Source organism: Nigerium massiliense (assembly GCF_000826085.1).
GTDB classification, from domain to species: domain Bacteria; phylum Actinomycetota; class Actinomycetes; order Propionibacteriales; family Propionibacteriaceae; genus Propioniciclava; species Propioniciclava massiliense.
Genome location: NZ_CCYM01000002.1, coordinates 900,542 through 916,096 on the forward strand (window position 1 = coordinate 900,542; position 15,555 = coordinate 916,096).

Sequence of the window (15,555 nt, forward strand, 5' to 3'; positions counted from 1 at the left end):
CGGCCTTGATCGGGCGGCGCGGATGCGTTGGACTGAGACGCGTCGTCCGACGGGCCGACGGCGAAGGGGGAGTCATGGCTGAGCTGGCCGAACTCGAGTGGCGGTCGTGGAAGCGGGTGCTGGTGGTCGTGGCCCACCCCGACGACGCGGAGTACGGGTTGTCCGCGGCCGTACACGCCTGGTCGCGCGCGGGCGTGGCCGTGCACTATCTGCTCCTCACCCACGGCGAGGCCGGCATCGCGACCATGACGCCCGAGCAGACCGCGCCCGCGCGCCGGGCCGAGCAGCAGGCCGCCTGCGATGCCGCCGGGGTCGTGTCGCTCACCTTCCTCGACCACCCGGACGGGATGCTCGTCGGCGGCCTCGACCTGCGTCGCGACATCGCCCGCGAGATCCGCCGGATCAGGCCGGACGCCGTCGTCACGGCCAACTTCGACGTCGAGGCCTACGGCTCCTTCAACCAGGCCGATCACCGCGTCGCCGGGCTCGCCGCGATCGACGCCACCCGGGACGCCGCCAACGGCTGGGTCTTCCGCGAGCTCGCCGAGTTCGAGGGGCTGCCCGCCTGGAGCGCCACGAGCATCCTCGTCGCCGGCGCCGCCGAGCCGACGCACGGGGTGGAGGTCGGAACGGACGACGAGCGGGCCGGCATCGAGTCGCTCAGCAGCCACCGCGTCTACCTCGAAGCGCTGCCCGACCACCCGAAGCCGGACGACTTCATCCCGATGCTGCTCGCCGGGGGCGGCCGCGCCCTCGGCGTCCAGCGCGCCGTGGCGTTCCGGGTGCTGCCGGCCTGATCAGGTGACCCGGCCGCGCCGGCGGTAGAAGGCGGCGAGGAACGGCGCGGAGAACAGCACCAGGATCAGCCGGATGACCTGCACCGCGAGCACGAAGGTGACGTCCGCGCCGCTCTCGGCGGCGGTCGCCAGCACCGCGTACAGCCCCCCGGGCGTGGTGGCGAGGTAGGTGTCGAGCCTCGGCAGGCCCGTGACGGCCGACAGGCACAGCCCGAACCCGGCGCACACGGCGACGATCAGCACGATCATCGCCAGCGCCAGCGGCAGCAGCCGGCCCACCTGCGCGAGGCTGCTGCGCGTGAACCGGGTGCCGACCTGGAGCCCGACGACGGCGTAGGCGAGCGACACCAGGAGCGGCGGCACCCCCGTCGGCCCGAGGACGCCCCACGTGGACAGCGCTCCGGCGACGAAGAGCGGCCCCAGCAGCCACCCCGCGGGGAAGTGCGTCAGCCGCGTCACCAATCCGCCGGCCGCGAGCGAGATCGCCACGTACACCAGCGACATCCCCAGCGGCACATCGGTCGCGCCCGGCGCCGCGCCCGGCTGCCTCGCGGGGTGGAAGATCACGGTCGTCACGATCGGCATCCCCACCAGGATGATCAGCACGCGCAGGTACTGCACGACGCCGGTGATGCGGTCGTCGGCGCCCAACTCGCGCGCGATCGCCGTCACCCCGGACGCCCCGCCCGCGATCAGCGAGAACGCCCCGGTGGCCTCGCTGACGTGGCTCAACCGGCTGAACAGGTGTCCCATCAGCAGGCTCGCCAGCAGCGTCGCGACGTTGATCGCCATGATGACGGCCGCGTGGGTGCCCAGCGCCTGCAGCGTCGCGAGTTGGATCAGCGAGCCCATGCTCACGCCGATGAGTCCCTGCCCGAGCGCCGAGACCGGGCCGGGCACCGTGAGGGACGGCCCGAGGCCGGAGACGGCGTAGGTCATCGAGACGAAGAGCGCGCCGAAGAGTTCGGGCGAGGGCAGGCCGAGCAGGCGCATCAGCGCGCTGACGCCCGCGGACGCGGCCAGCACCACCAGCCAGGCCACCGCGACGCGCGCTGCGGATCGGTTCGGCTGGGGCTGGTTCACCCCGCCAGGGTAGCCTCCGGTCCGCCGCCGGCCCGGAGGGCCTTCAGCCCTGGGGCGGCTGCTCGGGCGCCGGCGGCGTCACAGGGACGTCCCAGTGCGCGACGGCCAGGTCGGCCACGAGCGCGGAGTCGAGCATGCCGACCGCCCGTTTGATTCCGCCGGAATCGATGCCCTCGACGCTCTCCAAAAGGGGCTTGCTCGGGGCGTCCACCGGCTGCTCGGCGACGTGGGACGCCACCCGCTCCAGCCGCGCGGTGAGCTCGTCGCTGAGCATGTCCTTGCGGCGGCCGCGCTTGCCGAGCTCGATGGCGAACGCCTCGTGCTCGTCGACGACGGCGGAGTCCTCGGTGAGCAGCATCATCCCGGTCGAGCGCAGGACCTGGATGCCGCGCTCGTAGTCACCGCCGCCGAACTCGGAGATCGTCTCCCGCAGCAGGTTGTTGCGGTCGATCTTCGCCTGCTCGGCGAGCAGGATCAGGTGCGCGCCGAGCATGCGCTCCTTGCTGCGGGCGTGGGCGTCGGCGCGGAGGCGCAGCGACATGTCCTTCTCGGGGCTCGACATGGCGGTCGACTCGAGCACTTCGCGGCCGCGGTCGTCCGGCCCCGCCAGGGTGTCACGCAGCGGCAGCGGCCGGATCATCAGCGTCGCGCAGAACACGACGGCGGTCGCGATCGGCACGAGCAGATAGACGTGCTGCATGGCGTCGGCCAGCGACAGGCGCAGCACGTCCGCCAGCTCCGGCGGCAGCTTGGCCAACTCGCGCGCGTTGAGGACGGCGTTGGGGTTCAGCCCGCCCGGGGGGATCAGGCGGCGCGCCGCGTCCGTCATGTGCCGTTCGATCCCGGACGCCATCTGCGCCGTCATCATCGTGCCGGCGACCGCGGTGCCCAGCGTGTTACCGATGTTGCGGAAGAACTGCAGCGAGGACGTCGCCGTGCCGAGGTCGCGCCGCCGGACCGCGTTCTGCACGGCCAACGTGTAGATCTGGAAGGCCATGCCGCAGCCGAAGCCGACAACGACGGTCGCGAGCACCACCTGGCCGTGCGTCGCGCCCAGGTGCAGCCGGGTCAGCAGCAGGGCGCCCACGAACTGGATCGCGGCGCCCGCGATCGCGAACTCCTTGTAGCGGCCCGTCCGCGTGGTCAGGTTGCCGACCATGACGCCCATGCCGAACACCGCGACGTTCATCGGGATGAGCACGAGGCCCGACTCGGTCGCGCTCATCCCCAGCACGCCCTGCACGTAGACGGGCGTGTAGACCAACACGGTCATCAGCGCGACGCTCATGAAGAACCCGGCGATCACCGACCAGCGGAAGATCGAGTTCCCGAACAGCCCGAACGGGATGATCGGCTCGGCGGCCTTCCGCTCGATCAGGAAGAAGACGACCAGCACGATCAAGCCGACCACGATCAACGTGATGACGAGCGGGTTGAGCCAGCCCTGCGTGCCGCCGAGCGAGATGCCGATGAGGAACGACGTCAGGCCGATCGTCATCGTCGAGATGCCCGCGTAGTCGACCTTCGCGGGGATGTTCAGCTCGGGGATCCGCAGGTGCCGCACGATCATGTACAGGGCGACCAGGCCCACCGGCAGGTTGATGTAGAACAGCCAGCGCCAGCTCAGGGCGTCCGTGATCCAGCCGCCGATCAGCGGGCCGGCCACCTGGGAGGCGCCCATCATCGCGCCCATCCAGCCCTGGTACTTGCCGCGCTGACGAGCGGGGATGATGTCGCCGATGATGATCTGGGACAGCGGCATCAAGATGCCCATGCCCACGCCCTGGATGGCGCGGGACGTCACGAGCATCGGGAACGACTGCGCGGCGCCGGACAGGATCGAGCCGCCCACGAAGACCAGCAGGCCGATGATGTAGAACCGGCGCCTGCCGAACATGTCGCTGAGCTTGCCGCTGATCGGCGTGACGATCGTGCTGACGAGCATGACGATCGTGGACAGCCACGAGTAGTACTCGACGCCGCCGAGGTCGGAGATGATGCGGGGGATCGCCGGGCTCACGATCGTCTGGCTGATCGACGAGGTGAACATGCCGATCATCAGGCCGAAGTAGATCCAACGGATCTTCGCGAAGTCGAACTTCTCGGCAGGCGGGGGAGAGGTGGTCGTCATAGGAGCCGCAGCCTACGGCCTGGACCCGTCGAAGCGCCCCGCCTGGCGGGGCGCTTTCCTCCAAGCCGACCGGACGCGTCAGCGGAACATCGCCAGGCAGATCGCCACGAAGTGGCAGGCGGCGGCGACCGCGGTGCAGGCGTGGAAGATCTCGTGGTAGCCGAACCACGCCGGCGACGGATCGGGCCGCTTCAGGCCGTAGACGACCGCCCCGGCGGTGTAGACGAGGCCGCCGGCGATGATCAGCCAAACGACGGCCGGGCCGCCGGTCACCCAGAACTGGGGCAGCCAGAACGCCGCGCTCCAACCCATGACCACGTACAGCAGCGTGTAGAGAAGCCGCGGCGCGGACAGCCAGAACACCCGGAACAGCACGCCCAGCAGCGCGCACGACCAGACGAGGAGGAGCAGGACCCTCTGGTTGGGGCCGTCCAGGAGGTTCACCGCGAGCGGGGTGTAGGTGCCGGCGATGAAGACGAAGATGTTGGCGTGGTCGACGCGCCGAAGCGTCCCGGCGACCCGTCCGCTCCAGGAGCCGCGGTGGTACACGGCGCTGTTGCCGAACAACGCCAGCGAGCTGAGGACGTAGACGGCGACGGCGACGCGCCCGCCCACGGTCGGGGTGAGGACCAGAAGCACGAGCCCCGCCAGCAACGCCAGCGGCGCCATGACCGTGTGGATCCAGCCCCGCCAGCGCGGCTTGCTCTCAGCCGCGTGTTCAGGTGCTGCCAGGGTTGGAGTCTTCGCGTTCATCCGGTTCTCCTTGCGTGCAACCCTTACGCTACTCGCGCCGGCGCCCCCTTCCGCCGGCGACCGGCGACGAGGGACACCACGATCGTCACCAGCGCCGCCGACGTGGCGGCGATCAGGAGCGCCGCCAGCGCGAGTTCGCCGGGGCCGGTGACGGCGAGCCGGGCGATGGCGCGTTGGGGCGTTGGGGCGGCGAACGCGAACGCGACCGCGGTGCCGATGTAGCTGCCGGTCATGTTCGCGCGGTGCGACCGGACGTTGCCCCGCCGGATGGCCACGATCCCGGCGGTCACGGAGGCGAGCGTGAAGAGGGCGAGCCCGTGCAGCCAGCTGAAACCGTGGGGGTGGATGGCGAAGGACGTGAGGCAGGTGACGAGCATCGCGGCGGCCCACGTGCGCCCGAGAAGGCGATGGGCGGCGTCGCGGCGGCGCCGCAGGAGCTGGACGATGCCGAGCGTGAGGACGAACGAGGCGGCGATGGCGTGGACGGCGATGAGCGGTTCCATGACCATCAAGATAGGGATACTATCCGATGGGTGCCAACGTAGATCCCGGGGCGCGACGCGCTATCCAATGACAGGAGGGGGCCATGCGGCTGAAGGAACTGGCCGAGCGCAGCGGCACGTCGCAGGCGTCCATCAAGTACTACCTGCGCGAGCGGCTGTTGCCGCCGGGCCGGCGGATCAACGCGACGCTGGCCGAGTACGACGAATCCCATCTGATGCGGCTGCGGCTCATCGCGGCGCTGCGGCAGATCGTCGGGACGCCGATCGAGGAGATCCGGGCGCTCGTTGCCATGCTGGACGCCCCACAGCCCGACCGCTACGAGACGCTCGGGCGCGCGCAGCTGGTCGCGCTCGGCCTGCCGGTGGGCGCGCAGGCGCCCGCGGCGTCCGAACCGGACGTCGTCACAGACCTTCTGGAGGGGCGCGGCTGGACCCACGCGACCGAGGTGCGAGGTCTGCTGGCCGAGCAGGTGCGGGCGATGCTCGGCTGGGGGATCCCGGTGCCCCGGGAGCGGTTGGAAAGCTACGCGGACGCCACCGCCGTCCTCGCTCAGGAGGACATCGGCTACGTCGAGTCGGCGGGTTCGCTCGACGAGGCGGTGCTGCGCGTCGCGGTCGGGACGTACACGTTCAACCAGCTCTTTCTGCGGACGCTGGCCGTCGCGCAGGCCGAGCGGGCGCGGGGACCGGCGGTCAGCGCGCCGGACTGACCCCCGGTTCGGCGCCGGCCAGCACCGCGACGACCTCGAAGGTGATGCAGACCATCTCGGTGTCGTCGGTCAGGACGAAGCCGGGCCGGCGCAGGGCGGCCCGGACCTCGTCGGTCTCCCAGCAGGCGCGCTCCCGCTCGCGCCACTGCTCCAGGGACTCGGCGCCCATGCCCTCGCGTTGCGCGTGCGCCCACCCGATGTCGGCGAAGCGCCGGACCTCGACGGTCAGGTTCTCGGTCACCGCGACCGGGCGATCGTCGGAGTCGACGACGACCTCGCGGTCGCCCGGCTCGGGAAGGCGGATGCGATGGTCGGCGTAGTCGGACACGAGTCCCGTGCAACTCGTCCGGCGGCCCGCGAGGATGGCGTCCACCAACGCGTCCCTCAGCGGACCGGGCAGGCCATGCTCACCCGTGGGGAGGTGCCGCCACCACTCCAGGGATTTCATAAGCGAACACTAACGGCTACGTCGACGTTCGCGATTTCTCTCGCGATCTGGTTCACACCAGCGGCCAGGGATAGTGCCGGTTCGTCGTCGGGAGGGGGAGGAACGGCCGCTGCAGCAGGCGTCGGACGCGCCGCTTGAGCGCGACGACCTCGGCGTCGTCAAGGAGTTCCGCGACGGCGTCCGGGACGTCGGTGGCCAGGAACGCGATGTCGCCGAGCAGGGCGTCGTCGACCGGTTCGCCCCCGAAGTCCCAGATCACCGTGCGCAGCTTGGTCTCCGCGGCGAAACAGAGCCCGTGGTCGATCGCCCAGACGCGGCCATCGCCGTCGCGCAGGACGTGGCCGGCCTTGCGGTCGGCGTTGTTGACCACGATGTCGAACACCGCGAGCCGGCGCAGCGCGTCGTGGGTGTCCGGCTCGGTCTCCAGCAGCGTGAAGTAGTGCTGGCCGTCCGCCTCGACGAACCACTGCAGCGAGCCGACGCCCACGGGGGCGTCCTCGCGGACGATCGTCGGCGGCACCACCGACCAGCCGATCTCCTCGCTCAGCAGGTAGGCGGCGCGCTCGCGGCGGTACAGGCCGGGCTCGAAGTCCCACAGCGGCGCCTCGCCCAGCAGCGGCTTGTAGATGCCCCAGCCGTAGTCGTCGCCGCGGGTGACGTCGACGACGAGCGTGGCGTTGGAGCTGTCCATGACGCGGCCGACGATCTGGAGTTCGCCCTCGGCGAGAAGCTGCTCGCGGCCCGCGGGGTCGGAGGGTGCGCTCGTCACGGCCGGCCCGTCAGGACGCCCGGAGGTCGACCAGGGACTCGGCGGTCGAGTTCGTCGTCAGCACCGCCGGGGCCTCGTTCGCCGGGAACGAGATCACCGACACCGACGCCGGGCTCACCACGATGCGCTGGAAGAGGTCGAGGTGGGTGCCCATCGCGTACGCCAGCGCGGCCTTGATGGGGTCGGCGTGGGAGAAGCACGCGACCACGCCGCCGAGGTGGGCCCGCCGCACGCGCTCGATCGCGCCGACGATGCGGTGCTGCATCTCGGCGAAGCTCTCGCCGCCGGGGAACCGGAACGTCGAGGGGGCCCGCTGCACGGTGGTCCACTCGGGCAGCTTGCTCAGGGTGCTGAGCTCCGCGCCCGTCCAGTCGCCGAAGTCGCACTCGAGGAGTCCCGGCTCCTCGATAGGTTCCAGCTCGAACCTGGACGCCGTGGGCGCGCAGGTCTCCCGGGTGCGCTCCAGCGGCGAGGTGTAGAGGGCCTCGAGGGCGAGTCCGTCGAGGCGCTCGGCGACGCGCTCGGCCTGGCGTTCGCCCCGCTCGGACAGGTGCAGGCCAGGCGCGCGGCCGGGCAGCACCGTGCCGGTCGTGGGGGTCACGCCGTGCCGCACCAGCAGCACCAGCGTCGGTTTCGGGGTCGTCATCGGTGCCGAGCCTACGCGCGGCTGTGTCGCGGGACACCCCCTGCCCGGACCCTTGCGCTGGAGGTTACCGTGACAGCGTGAGCGAACGTCCTCAGATCCGCACCCTTGGCGAGCTCCGCGCGTCGGGCTACGTGCATCGCCCGCTGCGCACCGAGATCCGCGAGAACCTGCTGGCCGCGCTCGGCCGCGGCGACAACCCCTGGCCCGGCCTGCACGGGCTCAGCCGCACGGTGCTGCCGCAGTTGGAGCGCGCCCTGATCGCCGGCCACGACGTCGTCCTGCTGGGCGAGCGCGGCCAGGGCAAGACGCGCCTGCTGCGCACCATGGTCGGCCTGCTGGACGAGTGGTCGCCGGCGATCGATGACTCCGAGTTGCACGAGGACCCGCTGGCCCCCATCACCGAGGCGCAGCGCGCCCGGGTCCTGCGCGAGGGCGACGACCTGCCGATCGCGTGGCGGCACCGAGACGAGCGCTACGCCGAGAAGCTCGCCACCCCCGACACCTCGGTGGCCGACCTCATCGGCGACGTGGACCCCATGCGGGTGGCTGAGGGGCGCCGGCTGGGCGACCCCGAGACCATCCACTACGGTCTCATTCCCCGTAGCCACCGGGGCATCGTCGCGATCAACGAGCTGCCCGACCTCGCCGAGCGCATCCAGGTGGCGATGCTGAACGTGATGGAGGAGCGCGACATCCAGATCCGCGGCTACATGCTGCGGCTGCCGCTGGACGTCCTCGTCGTCGCGTCCGCCAACCCCGAGGACTACACGAACCGCGGCCGCATCATCACCCCGCTGAAGGACCGCTTCGGCGCTGAGATCCGCACGCACTACCCGATCGAGCTGGCCGACGAGATCGCCGTCATCCGGCAGGAGGCCGACCTGGTCGCCGAGGTGCCCGAGCCGATCCTGGAGATCCTGGCCCGCTACACCCGCGAGCTGCGCGAATCGGACGCCGTCAACCAGCGCTCCGGCGTCTCCGCGCGCTTCTCCATCGCGGGCGCCGAGACCGTCGCCGCGTCCGCCCTGCACCGGGCGACCGTCCGCGGGGAGCAGGACGCCGTCGCCCGCGTCGTCGACCTGGAGACCGCCGTCGACGTGCTCGCCGGCAAGATCGAGTTCGAGTCGGGCGAGGAGGGCCGCGAGTACGAGATCCTCACCCACCTGCTGCGGGTGGCGACCGCCGAGACCGTCCGGACGCGGTTCCGAGGCATCGACCTCGGCCCCATCATCGCGGCGCTCGACGGCACGGTCACCATCACCACCGGCGAGCAGGTGACCGCCCGGGAGTTCCTCGAGGGCCTGCCGCCCACGCCCGACTCGGACGTCTACGACCAGATCTGCGACCGCTTCGACGCCCGCAGCGACGGCGAGCGGGCCAGCGCGATCGAGCTCGCGCTGGAGGGACTGTTCCTGGCCCGCAAGATCGCCAAGGACTCCGACGACGGCGAGACGATCTACGGCTGAGCCCGTCGATCGCGGAAGGCACGGGAGGACGCCATGGCCGCACATCACCCCAGGAGCAAGTACGGCCGCTACGCCGGCGGCCCCGACCCGCTCGCGCCGCCCGTCGACCTCGCCGAGGCGCTCGATGCGATCACCGAGGACGTCATGGCCGGCTACTCGCCCGAGCAGGCGATGCGCGAGTTCCTGCGGCGCGGCGGCCGCAACAACATGGGCCTGGACGACCTGGCCCGCCGCGTCCAGCAGCGCCGCCGCGAGTTGCTGTCCCGGCACCGGCTCGACGGCACCCTCGACGAGGTCAAGCAACTGCTGGACACGGCGGTGCTGGAGGAACGCAAGCAGCTCGCCCGCGACGGGATGATGGACGACGCCGACCGCGAGTTCCGTGAGTTGCGCCTGAACAACCTGCCGACGTCGCCGGCCGCGGCCGTCCAGGAGCTGAGCGGCTACGACTGGCAGTCGTCCGAGGCGAAGGCCGCGTTCGAGCGCATCAAGGACCTGCTGGGCCGCGAGCTGCTCGACCAACGGTTCGCCGGCATGAAGCAGGCCCTCGAGGGCGCCACCGATGCCGACCGCCAGGCCGTCGGTGAGATGCTCCGCGACCTCAACGATCTGCTCGCCAAGCACCGTCGCGGCGAGGACACCGACGACGACTTCGCCGACTTCATGGCCAAGCACGGCGACTACTTCCCCGAGAACCCGCGCAACGTGGACGAGCTCATCGACGCGATGGCCAAGCGTGCGGCCGCCGCCCAGCGGATGCTGCGCTCGATGACGCCCGAGCAGCGCCAGGAGCTCATGGAACTCTCCGCCCAGGCGTTCGGCTCGCCCGAGCTGATGGCCCAGCTGGACGCCCTCGATTCCAACCTGCAGGCGCTGCGGCCGGGCGAGGACTGGACGGGCTCGGAGCGCTTCGGCGGCGAGGAGGGCCTCGGCTTGGGCGACGGGACGGGCGTCCTGCAGGACCTCGCCGAGCTGGATTCGCTCGCGGAGCAGCTCGGCCAGCAGTACAGCGGGGCGCGCGCCGCCGACATCGACCTGGACGCCGTGATGCGGCAGCTCGGCGACGAGGCTGCGGTGTCCGCGCGGACGCTGGCCGACCTCGAGCGCGCGATGAGCGACTCCGGCTACCTGCGCCGCACCGCCGACGGGAACCTGCGGCTCTCCCCGCGGGCGATGCGCAAGCTCGGCACGTCCCTGCTGCAGGACGCCGCAAGCCAGCTCTCGGGCCGCGGCGGCCAGCGCGACACCCGGCTGGCCGGGGCGTCCGGCGAGATCACCGGCGCGACGCGGCCGTGGCAGTTCGGCGACGCCGAGCCCTGGGACACCACCCGGACGCTGACCAACGCGATCCAGCGGACCGTCGCCGAGGGCGGCGACCCCAGCGGCGGGGTGCGGCTCAACGTGGGCGACATCGAGATCTCCGAGACCGAGGCCCGCACCCAGTCGGCGGTGGCGCTGCTGGTGGACACCTCGTTCTCCATGGCCGTCGAGGGCCGCTGGGTGCCGATGAAGCGCACCGCCCTGGCCCTGCACCACCTGATCTCGACGCGGTTCCGCGGCGACCAGCTTCAGCTGATCGGGTTCGGCCGCTACGCGCAGAGCATGGACGTCGACGAGCTCACCGCGCTGCCGCCGCTGCGCGAGCAGGGCACGAACCTGCACCACGGGCTGCTGCTGGCCAACCGGTTCTTCCGCCGTCACCCGACCATGCAGCCGGTGTTGCTGGTCGTGACCGACGGTGAGCCGACCGCGCACCTGATGCCTGGCGGGGAGTCGTGGTTCTCCTACCCGCCCGAGCCGACGACGATCCGGCTGACGGTCGAGGAGCTGGACCGCCTCGCCCGGCAGGGGACGCGGGCGACGTTCTTCCGGCTCGGGGACGACCCGGCGCTGGAGCATTTCATCGACCAGCTCGCCCGCCGGGTGGACGGCCGGGTCGTCGCGCCCGACGTCGACGATCTCGGCGCGGCGGTGGTGGGGGAGTACCTCAACGCCCGGTTCCGCGGCGCCTACGAGGACGGCTGGTTCTGACGGCGGAGGCGTCCGTGTGTTAGGTTCGTCGGCGTCCGTGTCCCCGGCGATAGGCATTCCGATGTGGTTCGCAGCGCTCTCCCGCTGACCCGCCGCGCGTGACCCCCGCGTCCGCCCGGCACCCAAAACCACGCCGAGAGGGATGCATCATGCCTACCCACACGCCTCTTTCCTGCAACGCCCTCACGTTCACCTGGCCGGACGGCACGCCCTGCCTGGCCGACCTCACCGTCTCGTGGGGCACCGGCCTGCACGGGCTGATCGGGGCCAACGGCTCCGGCAAGACCACGCTGGTCCGCCTGCTGACCGGCGAGTTGAGCCCCACGTCCGGAACGGCCGGGACGCCCGCGCGTACCCTCGTCCTGCGCCAGGACCTCGGGCTCGACACCGCCGCCACCGTCGGAGAACTGCTGGGCATCGGACCGATCCTCGCGGCCCTGGACGCCGTCGCCGCCGGCAGCGTCGGCGTCGCCCCCTACGAGGTCATCGGGGACGACTGGGACATCGCCGAGCGCGCCCGCGCCGAGCTCGACCGCGCAGGTCTGGGCGACCTGGGCCTCGATCGGGCCGTCGGGACGCTCTCGGGCGGGCAGGCCGTCCGCGTCGCGCTGGCCGGCGTCCGGCTGGCCAGGCCAGCGGCGCTGATCCTGGATGAACCGACCAACAACCTGGACGGCCCCGCGCGGGTCCGGCTCGCCGACCTGCTGGACGAGCTGCGGGCGCGGATCCCGATCGTCGCGATCAGCCACGACCGCGCCCTGCTGGAGACCTGCGACTCGATCGCCGAGCTCGTCCCCGCCGAGTTCACCCGCGGCAACTTGCAGGTGGCGGCGACGATCCGCCGCTTCGAGGGCGGGTTCTCCGCGTGGGAGGCCGCGATCGAGGCCGAGCAGGACGCCGCCAGCCGTCGCGTCCGGGACGCCCGCTCGGTCGTCGACAAGGAGAAGCGTGACCGCGTCCAGCAGCAGACGAAGCAGGCGCGCGACGAACGCCGCGGCCGCACGTTCGAGCAGAACAAGCGGCACCCCAGAATCGTGATGCGGGCGGAGAAGCGGCAGGCCGAGCGATCGGCGGCCAAGTCCCGGGAGGTGATGGCCGACCGGGAGCGTGCCGCGCAGGAGGCGCTGGCCGAGGCAGAGGAGGCGGTGCGCGAGTCGCGCGATGTGTACCTCGACCTGCCCGCGACGTCCGTCGGCGCCGGGACGACGATCCTCGAGTTGAGGCTGGCACCGGGTGTGCGTCGCGTGGCGTCGGGCGAGGAGGACGAGGCGGCGCTGGGCACCGACGTCGAGCACGTCATCGTCACCGGTCCCGAGCACGTCCGGCTGGCGGGGGCGAACGGGTCGGGGAAGACGACGCTGCTGCGCCGCGTCCTGGGAGTGCCGGCGGAAGAGGCCCCGCCCAGCGCGTACGAGGTTGAGTACCGCATCGCAGAGGCGGGTTACCTCCCGCAGCGCATCGAGTTGGACCCCGGGCCGACCGTCCTCGAGACCGTGATCCGGGCGAACCCGGTCGCCTCAGAGCAGGAGTTGCGCGACGACCTGGCGCGGCTGCTGTTCCGGCGCGAGCGGGTGTTCGCCCCCGTGGGGACGCTGTCGGGCGGGGAGCGGTTCCGGGTGGCGCTCGCGCGGATCCTGCTGGCGTCGCCCGCGCCGCGGCTGGTGGTGCTGGACGAGCCGACGAACAACCTCGACATGCCGACCGTCGACTGGTTGGTCGGGGCGCTCGCCGGTTTCCGGGGTGCGCTGCTGGTCGTCAGCCACGACGAGGACTTCCTCGACCGCCTCGGCGTCCACCGCGTCCTCGACCTGGACGCCCTCACGCGGCGTGGGTGACGGCCGAGCTCACGCTTGTCGGGTCGGCCGCGCCTCCTGCCGCCGAGCCGGGGTTGCCGAAGCCTGATCGACAGGTCTTGGTCGGGCGTCGTCTGGAGCCCTCGCCCGGGGGCGGTGGCGTCCGGTCGACGCGTCATGCATGATCGAAAGAAGCCAAGGAAAGGAACGGCACCGATGACCGTCAACGACAACGGACCCAAGCCGAACGCGTTCGACATCGAGACCGAGACGCGCGCCAACACGAACTACCGCACCGTCGCCTGGACGGGTAAGTACCTGCAGGTCACGCTGATGTCGATCCCCGTGGGGCAGTCGATCGGCCTGGAGGTGCACCCGGAGACCGACCAGTTCCTGCGCCTGGATGCCGGCAAGGGCCGCTGCGTCATGGGCCCGGAGAAGGATCAGCTCGACTTCCAGCAGGACGTCGAAGATGGCTGGTCGATCCAGGTGCCGGCGGGCTCGTGGCACGACGTGATCAATACCGGCGACGAGCCCATGCAGCTCTACGCCGTCTACGCTCCGGTGCACCACGCGCCCGGCATCGTCCAGAAGACGAGCGAGGACGCCGAGCAGGACGAGGAGTCCGGCAAGGACGAGCCTCCGGAGTGGAGCGAGCAGCCGTCCGGCGACGTGGCGGATGGCCACGCCTGATCGTTCGCCGAGCAAGCCGTGTGAACGCCGAACGTCCCCGCGATGAAGATCGCGGGGACGTTCTGCTGTCGGAGTGGCCCCGGCGACCGGGGCGGGACGCCGTGCCCTTGCCACGCCCGCGGACGGTCTGTGACCCTGAGCCACGGGCGCCCAACGATGGGCCGCTCGCCATCGGGAAACGCAAGGAGAATCCCATGTCCCACGGCGACATCACCCACATCGACATCCCGGTCAGCGACAACGCCAAGGCCGCGGAGTTCTACGGCGGGCTGTTCGGCTGGCAGATCAGCGAACCCCCGGGCTTCGAGGGCTACCCCATGTGGCAGGCCCCCAACAAGATCAGCGGCGGTGGCCTCGCCCCGCGCAGCGCCGACTTCACCCAGCCACGCTCCTACGTCGAGGTGGATTCCATCGACGACGTCCTGGCCAAGGTCGAGGACGCCGGCGGCGCGGTGCTGATGCCGCGCCAGCCGATCACCGAGACCAGCGGCTGGGCCGCCATCACCGACCCCGACGGCAACGTCATCGGCCTCTTCGAGGGGACGGTCGAGTAGCCACGCAATCGCGAAGACCCCCTGACGCCAGAAGCGTCAGGGGGTCTTCGCACGTTCACGGCGTCGGGCTGGGAGCGCCTCTCGGCGCGTGGCCGCTCGCAGCGGCGAAAGTTGGAGCCCGGGGCTACCGCAGCCCGACACCGCGAACGAGCATAGGGGGCCGAGGCGTCAGACCCAAGCGCAAGGCGCCTCGTCGTGGGGCGACGGCGACAGGGTCGGCTCCACGCAACCGGTGTGTCACGGCGCAGCTACTGGTGCGCTGCCGGCGTCCACGCGGGGACGTAGGCGGGGTCGGCGAAACGTTGCTCTCCATGCTGGGCCGCCAGCGGTTCTCCCTCGCCGCGAGGGGTGGTCTCGAAGCATAACGGGATTATCCTGCCCCTAGCCTGCGGGCACCCCGGAGATAACCTGGTGTACCCCCTTGTGGGCGCCATATGCAGCGATTGCTCCCGCAATCTGGTGGCAGGATAATCCCGTTATGTCACCGACCCGCGCGTCGGTCGACTCCGAGGATGGGGGCTGTGCCCCGCTGGTGGCCCCAGCGGATCACCGCGTCGCTGCTCGGCTGGCCAGGTCTACTGCAGGTGCCCGGACCGCCAGAGGTTCGCGCTCGCGGCGAGGTCGTCGGCCATATCGCGCAACCGCGTGGCGCTGAGCAGCGTCTCGGAGCCCTCGGAGGCGTACGCGCGCCCGGCCACCACGACCCGGCAGAAGGCGGCGGCCCGCTCCAGCGCGACGGCGAAGTCGCCGGTGAACGCGCCGCGCAGGATCTCGTTCGCGACCGCGGCGATCTCGTCGGGGCCGGGCGGGTCGACCCCGGCCACCGCATGGTTCGGCTCGGTGAACGGGACGCCGTAGGCGTACTCGCGCGCGGCGTCCGCGGGGGAGGTGCGCATCCATTCGCGCAGCAGGTACAGCCTCCACAGCGCGCCGGGCAACGTCCGCGCCGGCCGGGACGCCCACAGGTCCGCGAGCGTGGGCAGGCCGATGTCGTCCACGATCTCCACCAGCCGCTGGGTGACCGCTGGGTCGGTGGCGGCGCGTCCGGTGTGCAGCAAGACGGCCGCGGTCTCGTGCGCGGCGTGCAGCTGGGCGATCGGGTCGGACCGCTCGCCGAGCGCCTCGAGGGCGGCCGGCTCGCGGAAGCTCGGGCGCCGGGGCTTGCGCGGCTCAGTCAT

15 protein-coding genes are annotated in these 15,555 nt (G+C 71.5%); 7 read left to right on the plus strand and 8 right to left on the minus strand.

Annotated elements, in window-relative coordinates; genetic code table 11:
- Nucleotides 1–74 precede the first annotated feature (74 nt).
- A complete protein-coding gene (locus tag BN1187_RS05580; protein WP_040159423.1) occupies nucleotides 75–797 on the plus strand; it encodes a PIG-L deacetylase family protein in 723 nt (240 codons plus the stop codon).
- Here the strand turns inward: BN1187_RS05580 and BN1187_RS05585 are convergent, their stop codons facing one another.
- From BN1187_RS05585 to BN1187_RS05600, 4 genes are all read right to left on the minus strand, one after another.
- Nucleotides 798–1,880, minus strand: a complete 1,083-nt coding sequence (locus tag BN1187_RS05585; protein ID WP_040159425.1) for an AbrB family transcriptional regulator — start codon at nucleotides 1,878–1,880, stop codon at nucleotides 798–800. It abuts the gene before it with no gap.
- 43 nt (nucleotides 1,881–1,923) lie between these two features.
- The gene (locus BN1187_RS05590; RefSeq protein ID WP_052462329.1) at nucleotides 1,924–4,011 is read right to left on the minus strand and encodes an MDR family MFS transporter; all 2,088 of its coding nucleotides are present in this window, start codon (nucleotides 4,009–4,011) and stop codon (nucleotides 1,924–1,926) included.
- A 78-nt stretch (nucleotides 4,012–4,089) separates the two neighbouring features.
- Nucleotides 4,090–4,764 carry a PAQR family membrane homeostasis protein TrhA gene (trhA, locus tag BN1187_RS05595; RefSeq protein WP_052462330.1) on the minus strand — a complete coding sequence of 225 codons (675 nt, stop codon included), beginning with the start codon at nucleotides 4,762–4,764 and terminating at the stop codon, nucleotides 4,090–4,092.
- Nucleotides 4,765–4,787: 23 nt separating this feature from the next.
- Nucleotides 4,788–5,267, minus strand: a complete 480-nt coding sequence (locus tag BN1187_RS05600) for a DUF2306 domain-containing protein (protein ID WP_040160125.1) — start codon at nucleotides 5,265–5,267, stop codon at nucleotides 4,788–4,790.
- 83 nt (nucleotides 5,268–5,350) lie between these two features.
- Between BN1187_RS05600 and BN1187_RS05605 the strand changes: the two genes are divergently transcribed.
- A complete protein-coding gene (locus tag BN1187_RS05605; RefSeq protein ID WP_040159427.1) occupies nucleotides 5,351–5,977 on the plus strand; it encodes a MerR family transcriptional regulator in 627 nt (208 codons plus the stop codon).
- On the opposite strand, the gene BN1187_RS05610 is transcribed toward BN1187_RS05605, so the two are convergent.
- From BN1187_RS05610 to BN1187_RS05620, 3 genes are read right to left on the minus strand one after another with little or no spacing between them, the layout of a single operon-like run.
- Nucleotides 5,961–6,425, minus strand: a complete 465-nt coding sequence (locus BN1187_RS05610) for an ASCH domain-containing protein (protein ID WP_052462332.1) — start codon at nucleotides 6,423–6,425, stop codon at nucleotides 5,961–5,963. The two genes, BN1187_RS05605 and BN1187_RS05610, sit on opposite strands and share 17 nt — an antisense overlap.
- A 52-nt stretch (nucleotides 6,426–6,477) precedes the next feature.
- Nucleotides 6,478–7,194, minus strand: coding sequence for an SCO1664 family protein (locus BN1187_RS05615; protein ID WP_040159429.1), 717 nt, complete (start codon nucleotides 7,192–7,194; stop codon nucleotides 6,478–6,480).
- Between the two features lie 10 nt (nucleotides 7,195–7,204).
- Nucleotides 7,205–7,840, minus strand: a complete 636-nt coding sequence (locus BN1187_RS05620) for an MSMEG_4193 family putative phosphomutase (RefSeq protein ID WP_040159431.1) — start codon at nucleotides 7,838–7,840, stop codon at nucleotides 7,205–7,207.
- 77 nt (nucleotides 7,841–7,917) lie between these two features.
- On the opposite strand from BN1187_RS05620, the gene BN1187_RS05625 reads away from it, so the two are divergent.
- From BN1187_RS05625 to BN1187_RS05645, 5 genes are all read left to right on the plus strand, one after another.
- A complete protein-coding gene (locus BN1187_RS05625) occupies nucleotides 7,918–9,306 on the plus strand; it encodes a sigma 54-interacting transcriptional regulator (protein WP_040159433.1) in 1,389 nt (462 codons plus the stop codon).
- A gap of 33 nt (nucleotides 9,307–9,339) precedes the next feature.
- Nucleotides 9,340–11,337: a vWA domain-containing protein gene (locus BN1187_RS05630; protein WP_040159436.1), complete on the plus strand. Its 1,998-nt coding sequence runs from the start codon at nucleotides 9,340–9,342 to the stop codon at nucleotides 11,335–11,337.
- Between the two features lie 149 nt (nucleotides 11,338–11,486).
- Entirely contained in the window at nucleotides 11,487–13,172 is a 1,686-nt protein-coding gene (locus tag BN1187_RS05635) for an ABC-F family ATP-binding cassette domain-containing protein (RefSeq protein WP_040159438.1), read from the plus strand.
- Nucleotides 13,173–13,346: 174 nt separating this feature from the next.
- Nucleotides 13,347–13,823 (plus strand): cupin domain-containing protein, encoded by a 477-nt coding sequence (locus BN1187_RS05640; RefSeq protein WP_040159440.1) that lies wholly within the window; start codon nucleotides 13,347–13,349, stop codon nucleotides 13,821–13,823.
- Nucleotides 13,824–14,017: 194 nt separating this feature from the next.
- The gene (locus tag BN1187_RS05645) at nucleotides 14,018–14,377 is read left to right on the plus strand and encodes a VOC family protein (protein ID WP_040159441.1); all 360 of its coding nucleotides are present in this window, start codon (nucleotides 14,018–14,020) and stop codon (nucleotides 14,375–14,377) included.
- 575 nt (nucleotides 14,378–14,952) lie between these two features.
- Here the strand turns inward: BN1187_RS05645 and BN1187_RS05650 are convergent.
- Complete coding sequence (locus BN1187_RS05650) at nucleotides 14,953–15,555, minus strand: hypothetical protein (protein WP_040159443.1); 603 nt, start codon at nucleotides 15,553–15,555, stop codon at nucleotides 14,953–14,955.